This is a genomic window from Haloprofundus marisrubri (assembly GCF_001469955.1).
GTDB lineage: Archaea > Halobacteriota > Halobacteria > Halobacteriales > Haloferacaceae > Haloprofundus > Haloprofundus marisrubri.
Map to the genome: position 1 here is coordinate 777507 of NZ_LOPU01000018.1, position 18076 is coordinate 795582.

The 18076-nt window shown below is 64.7% G+C and carries 20 protein-coding genes; 8 read left to right on the forward strand and 12 right to left on the reverse strand.

Translation table 11 applies throughout. The features are described 5' to 3' along the window. Positions 1 to 105: 105 nt before the first annotated feature. A complete protein-coding gene (locus tag AUR64_RS09770) occupies positions 106 to 537 on the forward strand; it encodes a DUF5796 family protein (protein WP_058581715.1) in 432 nt (143 codons plus the stop codon). Positions 538 to 613: 76 nt separating this feature from the next. Here AUR64_RS09770 and AUR64_RS21245 read toward each other — a convergent pair whose 3' ends face one another. Next, positions 614 to 748: a DUF7128 family protein gene (locus tag AUR64_RS21245; RefSeq protein ID WP_058581716.1), complete on the reverse strand. Its 135-nt coding sequence runs from the start codon at positions 746 to 748 to the stop codon at positions 614 to 616. Between the two features lie 126 nt (positions 749 to 874). On the opposite strand from AUR64_RS21245, the gene AUR64_RS09780 reads away from it, so the two are divergent. Then, the gene (locus tag AUR64_RS09780; protein WP_058581717.1) at positions 875 to 3070 is read left to right on the forward strand and encodes a CDC48 family AAA ATPase; all 2196 of its coding nucleotides are present in this window, start codon (positions 875 to 877) and stop codon (positions 3068 to 3070) included. A gap of 14 nt (positions 3071 to 3084) precedes the next feature. Here AUR64_RS09780 and AUR64_RS09785 read toward each other — a convergent pair whose 3' ends face one another. Further along, positions 3085 to 3873, reverse strand: a complete 789-nt coding sequence (locus AUR64_RS09785) for a class I SAM-dependent methyltransferase (RefSeq protein WP_240479598.1) — start codon at positions 3871 to 3873, stop codon at positions 3085 to 3087. Between the two features lie 121 nt (positions 3874 to 3994). Between AUR64_RS09785 and AUR64_RS09790 the strand changes: the two genes are divergently transcribed. Together AUR64_RS09790 and AUR64_RS09795 are read left to right on the forward strand one after the other, a co-directional pair. Further along, positions 3995 to 4378 (forward strand): DUF7522 family protein, encoded by a 384-nt coding sequence (locus tag AUR64_RS09790; RefSeq protein WP_058581718.1) that lies wholly within the window; start codon positions 3995 to 3997, stop codon positions 4376 to 4378. A 159-nt stretch (positions 4379 to 4537) separates the two neighbouring features. Then, positions 4538 to 5260, forward strand: a complete 723-nt coding sequence (locus tag AUR64_RS09795) for a cupredoxin domain-containing protein (RefSeq protein WP_155120559.1) — start codon at positions 4538 to 4540, stop codon at positions 5258 to 5260. An 83-nt stretch (positions 5261 to 5343) separates the two neighbouring features. Here the strand turns inward: AUR64_RS09795 and AUR64_RS09800 are convergent, their stop codons facing one another. The 3 genes from AUR64_RS09800 to AUR64_RS09810 form a co-directional block, all read right to left on the reverse strand. Continuing rightward, entirely contained in the window at positions 5344 to 5880 is a 537-nt protein-coding gene (locus tag AUR64_RS09800; protein ID WP_058581720.1) for a hypothetical protein, read from the reverse strand. A gap of 41 nt (positions 5881 to 5921) precedes the next feature. Further along, the gene (locus tag AUR64_RS09805) at positions 5922 to 6491 is read right to left on the reverse strand and encodes a hypothetical protein (RefSeq protein ID WP_058581721.1); all 570 of its coding nucleotides are present in this window, start codon (positions 6489 to 6491) and stop codon (positions 5922 to 5924) included. 84 nt (positions 6492 to 6575) lie between these two features. Then, positions 6576 to 9443, reverse strand: coding sequence for a DEAD/DEAH box helicase (locus tag AUR64_RS09810; protein WP_058581722.1), 2868 nt, complete (start codon positions 9441 to 9443; stop codon positions 6576 to 6578). A gap of 139 nt (positions 9444 to 9582) precedes the next feature. Here AUR64_RS09810 and AUR64_RS09815 point away from each other — a divergent pair, with 139 nt between their 5' ends. Next, a complete protein-coding gene (locus AUR64_RS09815) occupies positions 9583 to 9837 on the forward strand; it encodes a hypothetical protein (protein ID WP_155120560.1) in 255 nt (84 codons plus the stop codon). Positions 9838 to 9847: 10 nt separating this feature from the next. On the opposite strand, the gene AUR64_RS09820 is transcribed toward AUR64_RS09815, so the two are convergent. The 3 genes from AUR64_RS09820 to AUR64_RS09830 are packed head-to-tail and all read right to left on the reverse strand — an operon-like array spanning position 9848 to position 13745. Beyond that, entirely contained in the window at positions 9848 to 10621 is a 774-nt protein-coding gene (locus AUR64_RS09820) for a metallophosphoesterase (RefSeq protein ID WP_058581724.1), read from the reverse strand. Continuing rightward, on the reverse strand, positions 10621 to 12438 hold the full coding sequence (locus tag AUR64_RS09825; RefSeq protein ID WP_058581725.1) for a hypothetical protein: 1818 nt from the start codon (positions 12436 to 12438) through the stop codon (positions 10621 to 10623). Before AUR64_RS09825 ends, AUR64_RS09820 begins: the two co-directional genes overlap by 1 nt. Beyond that, on the reverse strand, positions 12435 to 13745 hold the full coding sequence (locus tag AUR64_RS09830; protein WP_058581726.1) for a Single-stranded DNA binding protein: 1311 nt from the start codon (positions 13743 to 13745) through the stop codon (positions 12435 to 12437). Before AUR64_RS09830 ends, AUR64_RS09825 begins: the two co-directional genes overlap by 4 nt. Positions 13746 to 13914: 169 nt before the next feature. Between AUR64_RS09830 and AUR64_RS09835 the strand changes: the two genes are divergently transcribed. Further along, positions 13915 to 14289, forward strand: coding sequence for a DUF7510 family protein (locus tag AUR64_RS09835; protein ID WP_058581727.1), 375 nt, complete (start codon positions 13915 to 13917; stop codon positions 14287 to 14289). 43 nt (positions 14290 to 14332) lie between these two features. Here the strand turns inward: AUR64_RS09835 and AUR64_RS09840 are convergent, their stop codons facing one another. Continuing rightward, the gene (locus tag AUR64_RS09840; protein ID WP_058581888.1) at positions 14333 to 15358 is read right to left on the reverse strand and encodes a glycosyltransferase family 4 protein; all 1026 of its coding nucleotides are present in this window, start codon (positions 15356 to 15358) and stop codon (positions 14333 to 14335) included. A 160-nt stretch (positions 15359 to 15518) separates the two neighbouring features. Between AUR64_RS09840 and AUR64_RS09845 the strand changes: the two genes are divergently transcribed. Together AUR64_RS09845 and trxA are read left to right on the forward strand one after the other, a co-directional pair. After that, entirely contained in the window at positions 15519 to 16181 is a 663-nt protein-coding gene (locus AUR64_RS09845) for a 2,5-diamino-6-(ribosylamino)-4(3H)-pyrimidinone 5'-phosphate reductase (protein ID WP_058581728.1), read from the forward strand. Positions 16182 to 16300: 119 nt separating this feature from the next. Beyond that, positions 16301 to 16639, forward strand: a complete 339-nt coding sequence (gene trxA / locus AUR64_RS09850; protein ID WP_058581729.1) for a thioredoxin — start codon at positions 16301 to 16303, stop codon at positions 16637 to 16639. 20 nt (positions 16640 to 16659) lie between these two features. On the opposite strand, the gene AUR64_RS09855 is transcribed toward trxA, so the two are convergent. The 3 genes from AUR64_RS09855 to AUR64_RS09860 all read right to left on the reverse strand — a co-directional run bounded on the left by AUR64_RS09855 (position 16660) and on the right by AUR64_RS09860 (position 18050). Further along, the gene (locus AUR64_RS09855; RefSeq protein WP_058581730.1) at positions 16660 to 17481 is read right to left on the reverse strand and encodes an inositol monophosphatase family protein; all 822 of its coding nucleotides are present in this window, start codon (positions 17479 to 17481) and stop codon (positions 16660 to 16662) included. 30 nt (positions 17482 to 17511) lie between these two features. Continuing rightward, positions 17512 to 17649 carry a hypothetical protein gene (locus AUR64_RS20925; RefSeq protein ID WP_169794664.1) on the reverse strand — a complete coding sequence of 46 codons (138 nt, stop codon included), beginning with the start codon at positions 17647 to 17649 and terminating at the stop codon, positions 17512 to 17514. A gap of 95 nt (positions 17650 to 17744) precedes the next feature. Continuing rightward, positions 17745 to 18050, reverse strand: coding sequence for a NifU family protein (locus tag AUR64_RS09860; protein WP_058581731.1), 306 nt, complete (start codon positions 18048 to 18050; stop codon positions 17745 to 17747). Positions 18051 to 18076 lie beyond the last annotated feature (26 nt).

Consider the following 18076-nt stretch of genomic DNA (forward strand, 5'->3'; position numbering starts at 1 on the left):
TAGGTGTGGCGGTCGGTGCCGATTTCGCTGCTATTCGTCGTTGCTATTCGGACGTCCGTACCGCCGAGACGCGACGCTTTTGGCCGCCCCCTCTCTACGTCGGGTATGAGCGCGCGCAACGACATCGCGCCGAGCACACTCGGCGTCGAACTCATCGACATCGGCATCGAGGTGGAGTATCTCGACGGCCGAAAGACGCTGTACCGCGGCGTTCCGAAGAAACACAGCGGACCCCTGCGCACTGGGCCGGGCAAGGAGACACACGTTCTCGTCACCGACCCCACCGAGACGGAGGGTGTGATGATGTACATCAACGACCTGAAAACGCACGACGACATCCTCGACGACAGCGGCGTCGGGCGCATCATCCTCGGGGAGAACGAAGAGGAGGAACTGTTTCCGGGCGTCGTCGTCCGTCGTGTCGGCGGAATGCGCACGGAAGTCGAAGCCGACCCCGAGGTAGCGCGCGGCCGTGTGTTCGTCTTCATCGAAGACGACTGGGGCGAGGAGAGCTTCGAACTCGTCGACGACGAGTAACGCCGTCATCCGATTACTGTGGGCCGACTACTGCGGACCGACTACTCCAAGTGGATAGCGACTCACTCCGAGCGACTCACTGGAGGTACGACGGGTCCTCGGCGTCACACCCCGATTCGTGTTGCTCGGCGTCCGTCTCGTTCTCGAAGAGGAGTCCACACTCCTCGCACTCGTACCACGTCATCTCGTCGCGTTCTGTCGTGGCGACCATACCTCGTGGAAGGATAGCACGGGACAAATGCGTTACTCGGGTCGGACGAGAAAACATCCCAGTAGCGACGCTATCGACGACCGGCCGTGAGGAAGGGTAAAGAGCCATCACTGCAAAGGCGGTGACATGAGCGACGATTCGGGCGTCGAACTCACGGTCCGCGCCGCCGAAAAACGCGACGCCGGCCGTGGCATCGCCCGCCTCCCTGACTCCGCTCGACGCACGCTCGGTGTCCTCAGCGGCGACACCGTCGTCATCGAAGGCGAACGCGAGACGGTCGCCAAAGTGTGGCCCGCCGGGCCGACCGCCCCCGCCGGCACCGTCCAAGTCGACGCCGACACGCGAACGAACGCCGGCGCGAAAGTCGGCGAGTCCGTCCGAGTGCGGAAAGTCGCCGTCGAGACGGCCCGCTCGGTGACTATCACCGCCGCGTCGAGCGTCGGCACCGACGACGAAGACCTCCTCCGGCGTATCCTCAAGCGCGCACTGCTGGACCGCCCGCTCCTCCAAGGCGAACAGGTCCACGTCGAGCAGCTCGGCGACGCCCCGTTCGTCGTCAGCGAGACCAGCCCCGACGGCACCGTCAGAATCGCCGACTCGACGACGGTCCGCGTCGATATCGCCCGCAGTGACGACAGTGGAACCGAGAGCGAACACATCGCTCGGACCGTCGAACGCGCTCGCGAGAGTCGCGGCGAGAGCGACGACACCAGTCCCGCGAAACCCGCCACCGGCATCAACTACGAGGATATCGGCGGCTTGGACGAGGAACTCGAACTCGTCCGCGAGATGATCGAGTTGCCCCTCTCGGAACCGGAGGTGTTCACCCGCCTCGGCGTCGAGTCGCCGAAGGGTGTCCTCCTCTACGGCCCGCCGGGCACGGGGAAGACGCTCATCGCCAAAGCCGTCGCCAACGAAGTCGACGCGCACTTCGTCACCATCTCGGGTCCCGAAATCATGTCGAAGTACAAAGGCGAGTCCGAGGAGCGCCTCCGCGAGAAGTTCGAGGAGGCTCGCGACAATTCTCCTGCGATTATCTTCTTCGACGAAATCGACTCCATCGCCCCGAAACGCGACGAGGGCGGCGACGTAGAGGACCGAATCGTCGGCCAACTCCTCTCGCTGATGGACGGCCTCGAAGCCAGAGGCGAGGTCATCGTCATCGGCGCGACCAACCGCGTCGACGACTTGGACCCCGCACTCCGCCGCGGCGGGCGATTCGACCGCGAGATAGAAATCGGCGTCCCCGGCGAGACGGGCCGCCGCGAGATTCTCGACGTCCACACGCGGAACATGCCGCTGTCGGACGACGTCGACCTCGACCGTATCGCGTCGCGGACCCACGGATTCGTCGGCGCGGACCTCGAATCGCTCGGCAAGGAGGCGGCGATGATTGCACTGCGCCGGTCCAGAGACGGAACCGAGCCGATTTCGCTCGACGACCTCGAAATCACCCGTTCGGATTTCGAGGGCGCGATGGCCGCCGTCGACCCCAGCGCGATGCGCGAGTACGTCGCCGAGACGCCCACGACGACGTTCGAGAACGTCGGCGGCCTCGACGACGCCAAAGACGTGCTCGAACGCGCCGTCACGTGGCCGCTCACCTACGCGCCGCTGTTCGAGGCAGCCAACACCGACCCCCCGTCGGGTGTGCTCCTCTACGGGCCGCCCGGCACGGGCAAAACGTTGCTCGCGCGGGCTATCGCCGGCGAGAGCGGCGTCAACTTCATCCACGTCGCCGGCCCCGAACTCCTCGATAGATACGTCGGCGAGAGCGAGAAATCCGTTCGAGAGGTGTTCGAGCGCGCCCGGCAGGCCGCTCCAGCCATTGTTTTCTTCGACGAGATAGACGCTATCGCGGGCGACCGAGACATGTCCGGCGGCGACTCCGGCGTCGGCGAACGCGTCGTCTCGCAACTGCTGACCGAACTCGACCGCCTCAGCGACAATCCCAACTTGGTCGTGCTGTCGGCGACGAACCGCCGCGACTCGCTCGACCCCGCGCTGCTCCGGCCGGGGCGACTGGAGTCACACGTCGAAGTGCCCGCCCCCGACGAGGCGGGCCGCCGCGCAATTCTCGACGTTCACGTCCGCGACAAACCAATCGACGACGAGGTCGACTTGGACGCTGTCGTCTCGCGGATGGACGGCTTCACGGGCGCGGACATCGCAGCGGTCTGCCGAGAGGCGACGCTGCTTGCGATTCGAGACGTGGCGAACCGCTACGACGGCGAGGAAGCGAACGAACACGCAGACGAAGTGCTCGTCACCGACGACCACTTCGACGCGGCGTTGGAGACGGTCGAACCGACGCTCGGGTGAGCGTCTGAACGTCATCACCGCGTTTCGAGAACAGCCCTGTAGTAGGCGTCGTCGCCGCGGTGTACGTCCGCGACGCGCCACTGCGTTCCGACGACGGCGTCGGCGAGTCGTTCGGGCGAAAAGAGCAGAAACGTCACCGTTCGGCCCACCTCCCGCACCGCTTCGCCGTCTTCCTCACGACGATACTCGACGTGGAACGCCCGACGAGCGACGCCACGTCTGGGGTCCGGTCGGTGGCCGAAAAAGGAGTCCGCGTCGAGGCGGGTCGGGTCGTAGCTGTCGACGACGGCGACACCGGAGTCGTCGGTGACGGCCGCGAGGTCCGACAGAAACGACCGAACGCCCGCGAACGACCCGGCGAGACCGAGTTGCGTGCCGTTGACCAGCGCCGACCGGAATCGGTCGCGGGGGAAGTCGAGCGCGAACATATCCATCACACGGGCGTCGTCGACGCCGGCGTCGCGGGCCGTCTCCACGGCGCGTGGACTCACGTCGACAGCGACGACTTCGCGGTCGGCTTGCAGGAACAACGTGTGCTGTCCGGCACCGCAACCGACATCGAGAACCGGACCGGCGAGCGAGTCGAGAAGCGACCGCCACTCGTCTGACCACTCCGTCGGCGGTGTGAAGTAGTGCTCGGCGACGTGCGCGTCGGTCCGCTCCGCGCCGTCGACGTACTCGCAGACGCCGCGAAGGCCGCCTCGCTGGTAGTCGAGCATCGCGCGTCCGAGAGGGTCGGCGTCGGTCGATTGCTCGTCAACTCCGTCGGCGGGCGTTGCAGGCCTCGAATCGTGTTCCGTCACAGTCTGTCACACTCCACTACATGTGATAAACCCGCAACGAGGTTCGATACCGACTCCCGTAGTTGAGTCGGCGGTTGCGTCCGTCGTCGCTTATTTGTGAGTGGGTGTCACAGAGGCGGGTATGAGTGACACGTTGCTCACCGAGAAAGCACGGGACAGACTCACGACCACCTGTCGAACGGCGGTGGGCGACAGTTTGCGGTCGGTGACGTACTTCAGCCGTTTCGACTACGAGCAAGTGTATCTCCGCCGCGATTTGGAGCAGGACGCCGACCTGAGTTCCTTCATCGGCAACGAGTGGCACGACTTCAAAACGACACAGGACGCCTACCACAACTCGGAGTTGGGCGAGTATCGCTACACGATTCGTGTCTTCGACAACGGGTTTCTCGTCCGCATCACCACCGAAGACACCGGCGTGTTCATCACCACCGACGGTATCACGATGAAGGATTTCCAGTCGCTGGCGGCGGCCGTCGAACCCGTGCTCGAAGACTGGACGTAGCTCACGATTCGAACACAGTCGGCGTCTCCCGACACACGCCGCGCCACGAGTGACTGTTCTCGGGACGTGAAGAGCAGCTAATACGTTCTCTAGCGTACCAAGTCTGCCATGAAACGTGGTATCACGAGAACGGCAAGTGGCAACGCTACGAAACGAGATGTGCTGAAGCTCCTCGGTGCCGGTGCCGCGTTGTCGGCGACCGGAACCGGCGTCGCCGCCGCGCAGCACGGCGGTCACGGCGGTGGAGGCACGACGACCACACAGACGAGCCAAGCGCGAAGCTGTCCACAGCCGAACTGTATCGACCCGGAACTCGGGTATACGATGCTCTCGCCGGGACCGCTCCCACAGCGGATGCGACCCACAGAGCGCGTCCAACTGCTCATCGGCCCGAAGACGCTCACCGTCGGCCCGCAGGAACCGCCGCTGGACTTCTACTTCGAACCGGTCGGCCTCCGCATCGACCCGGGTACCGTCGTCTCATTCGACTTCGTCACACCCGAACACGGCGTCACGGGGTATCACGTGCTTCAGGGCCGCCAGCAACGGGTTCCGGAGTCCGTCCCGCCGCTGACGTCGCCGACGCTCGCGGGGAATCGCAGTTGGCTCTACCGGTTCGACGAACCGGGGGTGTACGACCTGTTCTGTCCGCCGCACGAGGCGTACGGGATGGCGATGCGCATCGTCGTCGGCGACGAACCCGGACCGATCGTCCGCGGCGAGTCGACCGGTGGCGACGAGGAGGGACCGGAACTCCGCCCGCCGCTGCCGGCGTCGGCGGCGGTGCTCGACGACCCGCAGCTACAACCGCAGAACATCGTCGACAGCGGACGCGTCAGTTGGGCGTCGTTGAACGTCACGGGTCAGCCAATGCAGGGCTGACTCCCGACCTGAGCGGCGACGAGCGACGACGAGCGACAGCAGCGCGACGAGCGGCGAACAACAACGAGCGACAGAACGAACCGTCAGTACTGGACGACAGCGTTGACGATACCCATCGTCTGGCCGACGCCGACGAGGCCGAGTGCGAGAACGGTCAACTCGTCGGGGGCGAGCACCTGCGTCAACGCACCGCCGAACACAGCGTCGGCGAAGAATGCGCCCCCGAGAATCGAGAGCGCGCCACCAGCCGTGTAGACGACGGGAGCCTCGTCCGTCGGCACCACCCGACCGGTGTACAGAAGCGCCACCGCCGGCACGACCATCCACCCGAACACCGTTGCGCGGCGTAGTGCCTCGCCACCACCCGTGACGAGCGCGTACGTGCCGACGAGCGTGATTCCGAAGCCGACGGCGATGACTGCCAGCCACGCACGGAGCACGGGGTGTTCGCTCATGTCGCGCCACGAGAGCGCGGCGAAGCCGAACAGGAGTACGTCCATCACGAGGTGAGCGATGAGCACCGTCCGTGGTTCGAGAAGTCGGAGATGTGCGGCCGTCGCAAACGTCCACGCCAAGGGAACGAGAAGAACCGGACCGGTCTCGCGGAGCCGTCGAAGCATCGGTCGGTGTTCGACGCGCGACAGTAAGAGTGTGTGGCGTCTCAGCGTTCGAACGCCGTTTCGGTCTCTGTTTCCGTTCCCGTTCGCATCTCTGCGTCTGTGTCTCTGTCTCCGGCGGAGTCCGCGGAAGTGCCACCGACTTCGGGACTGAGTTCCGAGAGCGCACAGGACCGACAGTAGTGGTTGTACGATTCGGAGTCGGTGTACACCGGGACGCCGGCGACGACGTACTCTTCGCGGAGTCGCCGAACCACACCCTGTTCGACCCGCGAGTCGCAGGCGACGCATCGTTCGCGGCAGTTCTCTTCGGCGCGGACGACGCGGTTGTCGACGGTGCGAACGGTACCGAACCGGTCGACGGAGTGACGGCGGTTCAGTCGACGGCGGAAACGCGGGTTGACGAACACGCCGAAGGTGACGAGCGTCAGCGAAAACAGCAGTACGAAGCCCATCACGAGCGGGTTCGTCGACAGTCCCGAGTTGCCGAATACCGCACTCGTGACGTTGAGGAATCCGGCGGCCCCGAGAGCGACGAGCAGCCATCCGGCGATGCCGTTGGCGAGGTCCGAGATGGAATCTGCGAGCGTGACGATGGAGGAGTCGTCCGACATCAACTGGTCAGATGATATGTTGATGTAAAAATGAATCGAACAGCTATCAGCTGGAGAACAAAATGCAGTCTCGGAACGAAGCACTCAGTCCCAGAACGACTGTGTCCGGGCGTACTGACGCTCCTGTGTGAGTATATCGCGGTAGAAATCGTCCTCGTCCTCGCGGAGTTTGGCGATGATGCGCGCGGCGTTGTGCGGGCCGACGCCGCGGGCGGCCATGGCGACGACGGCCCGCTTGCCGTGGCTCTGGACGAGATTCGCGGATTTGTACGCTCGTCGGGTCATCTTCTCCTGTTCGTCGTCTTTGTTCTTCGAGCGGACCGCTTTCACCACCTCGTCGGCCCATGGGTTCAGCGAGGCGATGCGCGTCGACCCGCAGTCGGGGCACGCCGGTTGGTCGGAGACTCTTCGAACCTTGGTCTTGCGCGTCCAGTCGGTGCAGTGCAGACAGAAGAGAATGACTCGGTCGTCTCTGATGCGCTCTCGAATCGCTTCGATGACGCTCGCGTCGGCGTTCTCGGGCACGAGGAACTCGCGGCCGCTCGACCGGCCGGCGACGCCGATAGGGGTGCGCTCGCGGGCGACGGCGAGTTCTATCTCACCCGACTCGATACGCCGCAGCAACGCCACCGTGTTCGGCACGTCCAAATCACGGTGAAACACTTCTCTCACGGCTTCGTCGTAGACAGGGGTGTCTTCGAGCGCCGCGAGCAATCGGTCCGCGCCGAAGCGGTTGTTGCCTTGATAACGCTTGAGCGCGCCGAACTTCGCGGCGACCTGTGCGAGCGTGAATTTGAGTGTGTCGGAGTTCTTCAACGCGAGTTCGAGCAACCCTTCGACGTGGTCGGGGTCCGTCGATTCTAGAACCTCGACGAACGCCGAAGGCCGGACTTTCGGCGGCACCTCGAACTCGATTCTGTAGGGGTTGACCTCCATCCCCACCGAGGAACCGGTTCGCTGCCCGACGAGCGCCGACAGAAGTCGCCCGAGCGTCTCGTTGACCTGGTGGCCGAAACAGGCGTTGACGACGACCTGTCTGCCTTGGCCTTCGACGACGATGCGGTCGGCCGTCGGCAGCGGTTCGCCCGTCTCGGCGTGGCGGTCCAGCAGTTCCATCGCCTCCGTGATGGTGTGTTCGTCGGTCGGATACCGCGCGAGGAAGTCGCCGGCGACCGACTTGACGGAGGCCCCCGACTCGAACTGCGGGCCGGCGACGTTACGCATCTCGCCGACTTCCTGGGCGACACCCATCGGCACCGGAATCTCCCGGCCGGTCCACGACGGAACTTCGCCCGCCGGGTTCTCGATGGGCGCGACGTTCACCCGCGTCTCCTCGTCGTCGATGTCGTTGATGCGCCACATCTCGCCGCGCTGGATGAACACCTCGCCGGGTTGCGCGAAGTTGACGACGAAGCGCTCGTCGAGCGTCCCGATTTGCTTTCGGGAACTCATGTCGTGGACCTCGTACGTCTCCTCGTCGGGAATCATCGAGAGGTTCGCGTAGAAGTACTGCCACGTCCCACCCGATTTTTCGAGCAAATCCTTCTCCTCGTCGACCCAGAGCAGGCGGTTGCTCGACAGTTCCTGTGCGACCTGTCGGAACTGTTCTTCCTCCAACTCTCGAAACGGATACGCCCGGCGAACCAACTCGAACGCGCCACGAGCGCTCATCTCGCCGGTGTCCATCACGACGCCCACTATCTGGTTCGCCAGCACGTCGAGACTGCCGTGGTGAATCTCGGCGGACTCGACGTCGCCATCGACGGCGCGGCGGGCGATGGCCAGCGCCTCGAACGTGTCGTCGGGGTCGCTCGTGACGACGGTACCGCGGGAGACGGCGTCGCGGCGGTGGCCCGCCCGGCCGACCCGTTGGAGCAGACGGGCGACTTCGCGGGGGCTGCCGTACTGGACGACGTGGTCGACGCGGCCCACGTCGATACCGAGTTCCATCGACGAGGTGCAGATAAGCCCGTCAACATCGCCGGCCTTGAACCGGTCTTCGATGTCGATTCGCGCCTCCTTCGAGAGCGACCCGTGGTGGACGCCGATGTTCGCCCCGAGCGTCTTGAATCGAGAGCCGAGCGCTTCGGCCGTCTGTCGGGTGTTGACGAAAACGAGCGTCGACTCGTTGTCGGCGACCAACTCACGAATCGTCCGGACGTGGCTCGCAATTTCGGCGTCCGTTGCGAGTTTCCCAGCGAGACGCTCGTCCTCGGGCGTCACCTCCGGATGCGTCACGGTGAACTCGACTTTGCTCCCCACGTCGACCTCGACGATTTCGAAGTCGCGGTCGCCGGGTTCCGTCGACGGGCCAACCCCAACCAGAAACTTGGCGACCTCTTCGGGAGAACCGACCGTCGCCGAGAGACCGATTCGCTGGAACGGCCCCGCCACCTCGCGGAGGCGTTCGAGACCGACCGTGAGTTGGGCACCGCGCTTCGAGGAGGCGAGTTCGTGTACCTCGTCGACGACGATGTGTTCGATGTCCGCGAGCGCCTTTCTGAGTTTCTTGCCCGTGAGCATCGCCTGTAGCGTCTCCGGTGTCGTCACTAGCACGTCCGGGGGGTCGTCGGCCTGCTTGCTGCGTTGATACTGCGTCGTGTCGCCGTGTCGGACCTGGATGTCGAGGTCCAGCGTCTCGCCCCACCAGTCGAGGCGCTCGCGCATGTCGCGGTTGAGCGCCCGCAGCGGCGTGATGTACAGCGCGGAGATGCCGAACGGTTTCTCGTCGCGTTCGGCTATTGAGTTGAAAACCGGGAGCATCGCCGTCTCGGTCTTGCCAGTCCCGGTCGGGGCGATGACGAGCGCGTTCTTCCCGGCGGCGAGCGGTGGAATCGCCCGGCGCTGCGGCTCCGTCGGCGTGGTGAAGCCGCGTTCGGAGAGGGCCTCGCGCACGGCGTCGCCGAGCGCGGTGAAGGCCCGAATCCCCGTCGCGGCCTCCGACTCAGACATTGGCCAAATTAGCGGTGCGAGGGGGTTAAGGCCTACGCTTGTGGCGGTCTTCGGGTATTCACGCCCTCGCTCGGACAACTATCGAATCACGCCGATTCTGTCGGGATGTTTATACTGTGTTCGTGTGTTTTCGACGATTATGAACCGGGGTCATCTCGTGCGGGCAGCGCTCGGAATCTACGCTGTGGGTGTGTTCGTCCGAGGCGTGAACGAACTGACGAGTGGCGAGAGCGTCGCCGCCTGGGTCTCGCTTCTCATCGGCGGTGGCTTGCTGGTCGTCGTCGTGTTTCGGTACGACGACTCGATGGAGCAACTGGAGCGGACACCCTACTTTCAACTCATCGTCGGGTCGGTGGTGCTGTTCGTCGTCGGTGTCGCACTGGGCATTCTCTGATTTTTTCGGCTCACACCGTTCGATAGTCGCCCAATCGCGTTCCGTCAAGGAGGTACAACTCACCCGACTCTAACCCCTCGGGCAGAAACGGCGAGAGGAACTCCTGCCCGTCGACGTTCACCCACGTCCCGCCCGAGCGTTCGTTGAACACCGGGAAGACGACGAGTTCCGGGTCCGCCCACTCGAAGGTGCCATCGTCGACGCCGAGATGCTCGGCGAACATCTCGCGTCGAAGCGGGCCCCGAAGCCACGCGGATTCGACGCGGCCGCCACCCACCGAGTCCTGCAGTTTCACGGTGACGTGCTCGTGACCCATGCAGACCGTCTCGGCGCGAAGTACTTCTTGGCTCGGCCACGTGTGCCCGTGGAGAAAGCCGACGTTCCCCATCCGCACACCGTCGCCGGGCGTCACGTCGATTCGGTCTTCGAACGCGTCGGCGACGCCGCCGTCGTGGTTCCCGGCGACGAGCGTCAACGGCACGTCGCGCGAATCGAGGGCGTCGAACAGCGCCACGAGTTCGTCTCGCTCGTCGCCCTTCGGGTTGCCGATGCGGTGGCCGATATCACCGAGAACGACGACTCGCTCTGCACCGATTCGGTCGAGAAGCGAGAGCAGTCGCTCGCGGCGGGCGTCGGCGTTGCTCGCGAGTTCGACGCCGCGTTCGTAGCGGAGACCGACTTCGATACCGGCGTGGTAGTCGGCGACGACGAGCGCTCGCTCGTCGCCGAGGTCGGCGGTCGCCGCCGGTTCGCCCGGTACGGGTTCGACCGCGGGTGGCGCCATCAGATAGCTTTCAGTTTACCGTCGGCGGGTTCGTAACACTGCCCGCTCATCAGTGCGTCCTGAATCGCGTCTTCGACGTTGCCGGGGTCCGCACCGTGTTCGTCGACGACGGCGGCGACGACTTTCTCGCGGTCCGCCCCGTCGCCGTCGTCGAGGTCGGTCATGGCGTCGACGGCCGCGGCTTTGAGGTCCGCTTCGTCGAGCGGTTCGTCCGCGTCGGCTTCGTCGTCCGCCGCTTCGTCCGTCTCGTCGGCAGCGACGTCGTCCGTTTCGGGACCGGCGGCCTCCGCGGGCTCTGCGGCCACGTCCTGCGTCGACTCGGCCGTCTCGTCGACGACCGAGTCGGTCGAACCGGCGGCCGTCGTCTCCGCGGCGGCCGGGTCGGCTTCCTCGTCGCCGGTCGGCACGTCGATGTCGGCCTCGCCGGGTTCGTCGACTTCCGCGCCGCTCGTGAACTCGGTGCCGAACTCCGATTCGACCTCTTGGCGTTCGTCCTCGTCGAGTTCGTACATCCCGTCGTCGAAGTCGCCGAGACCCTCGTCTTCTTCGGCTTCGTCGGTATCGGCCGACTCGGCGGAGTCGTCGAGGTCACCCGACGTGTCGTCGAAGTCACCGAGCGCGTCCGACGGTTCGGTTTCGGTCGATTCGGACTCGCTGGTCGTCGGGTCTGTGGACTCGGATTCGACCGTCGACTCGGTCTCCGTCGACGCGGCGGTCGTCTCCTGTCCCTCCGGAGCGACGGCTTCGGCGGGTTCGGCGGCCGTGTCGGTCGTCGGTTCGGGCGTGTCGGTCGACTCTTCGGTGTCGACCATCGTTTCGGTCGACGCTGCGGCGGTCGACTCTTCGGCGGCCGGTTCAGACGAATCCGTCGTCTCGTCCGACTGAGCCGCCTCGCTCGTCTCGGTCGACGCCGAATCGAAGTCGGACTCGGTTCCGGTGTCTGTGCTCGCCTCGGCACCGGAGTCGGTTCCGGCTCCCGGGGTCGCTTCAATAGTTTCGGCTGACTCCGTGGATTCGACACCTTCGGAATCAGTGACGTCGGACTCGACATCTTCAGACGCTTCGACAGCCACGGCCGAGAGGTCGGGGCGTTCGATATCGGCGGGTAGCGCGCCGAGTTCGGTCGCGTCGCCTTCCGAGGGCCCGACGGTCAGCGGACGAACTTCGTCTCGGTCGCCGGCGACGACTTCCAGCGCGTCGACGGCCAGTTGTCGAATCGCTTCGAGGTACGCCGTCGTCGTGCCGTAGTGGTCGATGGCCCGCGGGATGCCCGCGGCGAGCGTCTCGTCGACGCCTGCGTCGACGAGTGCCTGTTCGAGGTCGTCGCCGCGTCGGTCGTCGGCGAGCGCTGCGTCGAAGGCGGTGACGCGTCGGAGCGTCGCCTCGGCGGTCGAGACGACCCAGCGGTCGCGGGTGTCGGCGTCGACGGCGTTGACGCTCTCAGGGCGGACCGACGTGAACACCCGGTCGGAGTCCTCCGGTTCGAAGGTTCTCGCCTTGCCGGTGAGTGCGACGAACGCCGGCGGGGTCGTCCGGTCGATGAAGGCCATCGCCTCCGGTTGGTACTGGCCGGCGTAGGTGACGAACGCGCCCGTCGGGTCGGCGACGCGCCCGCGAAGCACGTCGTCGTTGACCGATTCGACTTCGGTCAGCACGCCGACGGCGAACAGGCGGTTGACCCGCGCGCCGGTGGGCGTGACGACGTAGTTCGGCGCGCGTTCCTCGTCGCTCTCGGAGTACGACAGCGACGCGTCGTCGTATTCGGCGGCGAAGAGGCGATAGGCGACTTCTCGTCGCCCCGGGGCGTCGGCACTCATTCTGCCACCTCCTCATCCGCGGCCGAGGAGTCGACGGCCGAAAGCTCCGAGAGCACGTCTCTGGCGCGCTCTGCGGGGTCGTCGTCGGTCTCTTCGAACTCGCTGGCGTCGAGGTTCGCGCCGTACTCGTCGACAGAGAGGTTGCCGCGGACGCGGTGTTCGAGGCCGACGAGTTTCTCGCGGATGTCGTCGGCGACGACTTCCTTGTCCATCGCGTCTCTGGCAGCCTCTTTCGCGTCGTCGATGCCGCCGCCGTACACCTCGCTCGTCTCTTCGGCGTCGAGAACGACGGTGACCGTATCGGTGCCGTCGTCGAGAATCGCTTTTACGCGTAGGTCGTCCTCGCCGTCGACGTTGCCGTGGCTTCGACACTGGCCGTTCTGGACGACGCGGCCACACTCCGGACAGCGCTCGATGAGGCCGGAGCCGTCGCGGACGGCGATGACGTTGCCGACGAGTTCGACGTCGAACATCCCGCCGGCGTCGACGGCTTCGTCGATTCGCATTTTGGGGGCGGCGTCGCGGACCTCGACGGGGTCTGTGAGTTCGGAAACAGTGGTGAACTCCGAGAGGTTCACCGAGGGGACACCGCGGAACTCGCGGATGTACACGTCCTCGATACGGAGGTTCGCGCCTTCGGTGACCTCCGCGCGGGGGGTCCAGTCGGTGAAGGGCAGTCGAGCGGTTTCGTCGGCAAGAACGCCGGAGAGGATGTCGGTTTTGCCGTCGCGGCCGTCGATGGTTCGTTCCTCGACTTCGAGTACCCGGACCTCGACGTTGCGGCCGCGGTCACCCGGTTCGAGTGCGAGCAGTGTGGAGTCGCCACCGACTTCGTAGTCGGTCGCAATCGACTCGGAGGCGACGGCGACGCTGCTGCTCTCGCCGAGGTTGAGTTCGGGGCGGCCGTCCCACTCGCGGACGTTCGCGTTACCGATGGTGACGGTGTCGCCGGCCTCGAAACCGAAGTCGGTCCACGCCGTGTACGAGAGTTTCCCGGACTCGTCGGCGAGTTCGCCCTCTCGAATCGTCTGGTCTTTGCCCTGATAGCGAATCGAGCGCGTCCCGACGGTGAGTACCGTCGCGGTGACGGTGACGCTGCCGTCTTCGGGCGTGATGTCGGCGATGTTTTTCGAGGTCGGTGTCGCACCGCCACCGCCGCTACCGCCGCCGTGCTTTCGGCGGATGCTCTGTTTGGCTTCCTCGATGGGGACGCTGTACTGCAGCAGGTTCTCCAAGTCGCGTGTGACCTCCTCTTTGTCGACACCGAGAGCGGAGGCGAGCTCCTCGGCATGGTCGTCTACTTGCATCGGGCGGGGTTTCGACCCGCTGTGTTAAAAAGCGTTGCACGCGCGGGCGCGAGAGTTGGACGAACCGACAGACTGCCCGCGGACGGACCGACAGATTGCCCGCGGAGCGCCGAACGAGCACACCGCCGAACGAACAAACGCCTAAGTAACGTGGCTGAGAGTGTTGGGCATGGACGAGTTCGCGTTCGAGACACACATCGACGAAGACGGCGAGACGATGATAGATGTCGTCGGCGACCGAGCCATCGCCGTCGTCGTCCGCTCCGAGTCCGGAGAACGAATCTACTTGCCGCCGGAAGGGTTCGACCGACAGCGAGACGACGACAGCCCCTACCAGTCGCGCGACAGCCCGTATCAAAGCTCCGGGGACAGTCCGTACCAGAGCAGCGCCGACAGCGACAGCCCGTATCAAAGCTCCGGGGACAGTCCGTACCAGCGAAGCACCGCGCCGAGAAAAATGGGCGTCTCGATGACCGCAGAGGGTCTCCAGATTCGCCATCCCGAACCCGTCACACACGTCGAACTCTACCGCGGCGACGACTGACCGCACCCGACCGTTCGGTGAGTTTCTGTTCTCACCGCGCGTTTTAGACGAGTTCTCTGTAGTAGTCGGCCGTCTCCTCGACCACTTCGTCCCAGCCACGGCGTTCGTACTGCGGCGGTTCGTCGCGCGAGAGCGCCTCTTCGATGCCGTCGGCGATGGAGTCCGAATCGGGTTTCACTTCCACGAGACAGTCGTCGGGGAGCACTTCGGCGACGCCACACTCGGTGGCGACGACGTGGGTTCCGACTTCGAGTGCCTCGGTGATGGTGATGCCGAACGGTTCGGCCAGCGACGGCGAGACGAACACGTCCGCGGAGGCGTAGTAGTCGCCGAGGGCGTCCTCTGGGACGTAGCCGACGAAGTTCACCTGCTCTTCGACGCCGAGCAGTTCGGCGAAGCGCTTGAGTTGGTCGGTCAAGTGACCTTTTCCACCGACGACGAGCGTCACTTCGGGGTCGCGGAGTTTCTTGATGGCGTACAGCAGATGGGCGATACCTTTCTGGTCGGTGTGGCGGCCGACGTACAGCAGCATCGGCCCGTTGATACCCAGTTCCTCTTTGTAGTCGCGGCCGGTCGTGTCCGGCGTCGAGAAGCCGTTGTGGATAACCGTCGACTCGCCGCCGTACTCCTCTTTCAGGTTCCCAGCGAGGAGATGGCTAACCGAAAGCAGATAGTCCGAGCGGTCGGTAACGCGCCGTTCGGTCTCCAGTTCCCGCTGTGGCGGGTCGATGTTGCGGTCCGACGACAGCGAGTGAAACGTCGTCACCCACGTCACGTCGGTTTGCTGCTTGGCGCGTGAGGCCGGACCGTAGCCGAACCAGTCGTGGGTGTGGACGATATCGAAATCGGCGGCGCGTTCGGCGAACTGCTTGCTGATGCGGCCGATTCGGGTGACGATGTCACCGTCGCCCGTCGGCACGCCGACGATGTTCTCGCGGTCCTCCGGCGCGTACTCCTCCGGGAGCATCAGTTCGACTTCGATGTCGGTCTCTTCCAACCCATCGAACAGCGCCCCGACGTGCGTGTCGAGTCCGCCGGCGACGTTCGGTGGAAACCCCCATCCCAACATGAGAACGCGTGGTGGCATTGTAAACGATTCTCAGAGACAATACTTAGTGTTTTGCTGAAACGCCGTGTCGGAGCGCCGACGAGTTCTGAGGACACTGTCGTGAGAACCCACCGACGGAAGCATCGAAAGGGGCATCCCGTCACCTGACGAGTCACCGAGCATGCACGTAGTGGTCAACGCGGCGACGAGCGCCGACGGCAAACTCTCCTCTCGACGGCGCGAGCAGGTCGTCATCAGCGGCGAGGACGACTTCGCGCGCGTCGACCGTCTCCGCGCCGACAGCGACGCGGTGATGGTCGGCGTCGGAACGGTGCTCGCCGACGACCCGCATCTGGTTCTCGACGACGAAGCGTATCGAACCGACCGGCGTGAGAATAACCGACCAGAGAACCCCGCCCGCGTCGTCGCCGACTCGCGCGCACGGACACCACTCGACGCCCGGATTCTCGACGACGAAGCACGCACGTATCTGCTCGTCTCCGAGGCCGCTCCGAGAGACCGTCTCGACGACCTACGCGCCCACGGCGCGACTATCGTCGTCGCCGGCGAGGACCGAGTCGACCTCCCCGCCGCGTTCGACACCCTCGAAGCCGAAAGTGTCGACCGTCTGATGGTCGAAGGCGGCGGCGAACTCATCTTCTCGTTGTTCGAGGCGACGCTCGTCGACGAACTCTCCGTTTACGTCGGGTCGAAGATTATCGGCGGCCGAGATGCGCCGACGCTCGCCGACGGGGAGGGGTTCGTCGAGACGTTTCCGGAACTCGCGCTCGAATCGGTCGAACGCGTCGACGACGGCGTGTTGCTTCGGTACTCGGTGTCCTGACCGTACGGTCTTCCTCGGTACTCGGTAGCGTGATAGAGTGACGAAGCCGTTTTCGGTATTGCGCACACCGGGACAGACTGCTCAACGTTTATGAGTCGCCGACGGTTACTCTTCGTCAGATGAGTACACCAGAAAGTGCAGAGAAGCCGGTATACGTCGAAGGCCAGAGCCACCTCGAATCGCTCGTCAGCGACAACGACGTCGTCGTCGTCGACTACTACGCCGACTGGTGTGGACCGTGCAAGATGCTCGAACCCACGCTCGAAGAGTTGGCCGCCGAGACGGACGCCGTCGTTGCGAAACTCGACATCGACGAACATCAACAGCTCGCGCAGTCGGCGGGCGTGCGCAGCGTTCCGACGCTCGAATTCTACGCGAACGGCGAGGCCGCCGAACGCGTCGTCGGCGTCCAAGAGAAGTCCGCGCTCGAATCGATGGTTTCTCAACTTTCGTCGTAACCGACGTTTCAGAGCGACTGTTACTGTTCTTGTTCTTCGAGCGGGTCGAACGCGTCGACGAGTTCGTCGTGAGCAACTCCGTTCGACGCTATCAGCCCTTCGGAGTCGTGTCTCCATCGGTCGCCCGAAAGGTCGGTGACGGTACCGCCGGCTTGGTGAACGAGAAACGCGCCCGCAATCGTATCCCATGGCGAGAGTTCGACCGTCGAAACCGCCGCGTCCAACTCGCCGCTGGCAACCATCGATAGCGTCGTCTGCCCACTTCCCACTCGGCGCAAGTCGCCGAACTCGGTGACGATTCGCTCTGCGGCGTCGGCGAGCGCCCGACGCTCGACCTGACTCAGTCCGAACACCGGGTCGATGGTGAACTCCGTCGCCGCGGCGGTGTTGCTCACCTGTATCGAACTGCCGTTTCGGGTCGCTTCGTCGCTCGCCGCTACGTATCGCTCGTCCATCGCTGGAAGGTAGTTCACTGCGAGACGGGGGTCACCCGCTTCGACGACTGCGACGCTCGTCGCCCACCGTCTGTCGCCGGCGACGTAGTTGTTGGTCCCGTCGATTGGGTCGATAACCCACGCGATACCGCTGTCGGGCACCTGTTTCGCCGCGTCGTCCTCCTCGCCCACGATGCGGTCCTCGGGAAACTGCTCGGTGATTCGTTCGACGATGCGGTGTTGGACCGCCCGGTCGACGGCGGTGACGGCGTCCATCGGCCCTTTCTTCGTCTCGACGGCGAGGTCCTGTCGAAACGACTCCAGCGCGAGTTCGCCACCTTCGCGCGCTACCTCGAGGAGAAGAGACTCACGTGCGTCGATATCGTCCGTGTCGTCTACGTCGTCCATGTCCGTTCGTCGAACGGGACGCCGAAAGGTCTACGCAATCTGGCGGAACGCGACTCGGTGGCCGAACTGGCTGCTGTGTTCGGTCGAGAGGTCCGACGCCGTGGACTCGCTGGCGGTGAGATGCTCAGTTCGGCAGTCCCGGCAGACGACGTGATACGTACGCTTCATCGATATCTCTGCTTCGGGCTATCGGCCCATAGTTAATCGTCCCGTTACCGTTTTCTGGGCCCCTCTGCAGTATCGACAGCGACCCACTACCGAGGTCAGAACGGAACGTCGGAGAAATCGTCGTCCGGACTCGACCCGAATCCACCCATGCCGGTGGACGCGTGGACCGTCCGAATCTCGTCGAACTCGGAGACCATTCGGCTTTTCAGCGCCTGCACCGTCATCGGCGAGATACCACACCCGGAACACGCGCCGCCGAGCGCAATCCACACTTCGCCGGACTCCTCGTCGATGCCTTCGATTGCGGCACGGCCGCCGTGCATCTGAATCTGTGGGAAGTTACGCATCATGAACAACTCGATGCGGTCTTCGAGGCTCTTTTCGGCGTCTATCGTGCTCATGCGAGAGCGGAGGGTGGGAGCCGTTA

Excerpts from the sequence above, each read along its gene's own strand:
- AUR64_RS09770 (WP_058581715.1), top strand. The coding sequence starts at position 106 with ATGAGCGCGCGCAACGACATCGCGCCGAGCACACTCGGCGTCGAACTC.
- AUR64_RS21245 (WP_058581716.1), bottom strand. The coding sequence starts at position 748 with ATGGTCGCCACGACAGAACGCGACGAGATGACGTGGTACGAGTGCGAG.
- AUR64_RS09780 (WP_058581717.1), top strand. The coding sequence starts at position 875 with ATGAGCGACGATTCGGGCGTCGAACTCACGGTCCGCGCCGCCGAAAAA.
- AUR64_RS09790 (WP_058581718.1), top strand. The coding sequence starts at position 3,995 with ATGAGTGACACGTTGCTCACCGAGAAAGCACGGGACAGACTCACGACC.
- AUR64_RS09800 (WP_058581720.1), bottom strand. The coding sequence starts at position 5,880 with ATGCTTCGACGGCTCCGCGAGACCGGTCCGGTTCTTCTCGTTCCCTTG.
- AUR64_RS09805 (WP_058581721.1), bottom strand. The coding sequence starts at position 6,491 with ATGTCGGACGACTCCTCCATCGTCACGCTCGCAGATTCCATCTCGGAC.
- AUR64_RS09810 (WP_058581722.1), bottom strand. The coding sequence starts at position 9,443 with ATGTCTGAGTCGGAGGCCGCGACGGGGATTCGGGCCTTCACCGCGCTC.
- AUR64_RS09815 (WP_155120560.1), top strand. The coding sequence starts at position 9,583 with ATGAACCGGGGTCATCTCGTGCGGGCAGCGCTCGGAATCTACGCTGTG.
- AUR64_RS09820 (WP_058581724.1), bottom strand. The coding sequence starts at position 10,621 with ATGGCGCCACCCGCGGTCGAACCCGTACCGGGCGAACCGGCGGCGACC.
- AUR64_RS09825 (WP_058581725.1), bottom strand. The coding sequence starts at position 12,438 with ATGAGTGCCGACGCCCCGGGGCGACGAGAAGTCGCCTATCGCCTCTTC.
- AUR64_RS09830 (WP_058581726.1), bottom strand. The coding sequence starts at position 13,745 with ATGCAAGTAGACGACCATGCCGAGGAGCTCGCCTCCGCTCTCGGTGTC.
- AUR64_RS09835 (WP_058581727.1), top strand. The coding sequence starts at position 13,915 with ATGGACGAGTTCGCGTTCGAGACACACATCGACGAAGACGGCGAGACG.
- AUR64_RS09840 (WP_058581888.1), bottom strand. The coding sequence starts at position 15,358 with ATGTTGGGATGGGGGTTTCCACCGAACGTCGCCGGCGGACTCGACACG.
- AUR64_RS09845 (WP_058581728.1), top strand. The coding sequence starts at position 15,519 with ATGCACGTAGTGGTCAACGCGGCGACGAGCGCCGACGGCAAACTCTCC.
- trxA (WP_058581729.1), top strand. The coding sequence starts at position 16,301 with ATGAGTACACCAGAAAGTGCAGAGAAGCCGGTATACGTCGAAGGCCAG.
- AUR64_RS09855 (WP_058581730.1), bottom strand. The coding sequence starts at position 17,481 with ATGGACGACGTAGACGACACGGACGATATCGACGCACGTGAGTCTCTT.
- AUR64_RS20925 (WP_169794664.1), bottom strand. The coding sequence starts at position 17,649 with ATGAAGCGTACGTATCACGTCGTCTGCCGGGACTGCCGAACTGAGCAT.
- AUR64_RS09860 (WP_058581731.1), bottom strand. The coding sequence starts at position 18,050 with ATGAGCACGATAGACGCCGAAAAGAGCCTCGAAGACCGCATCGAGTTG.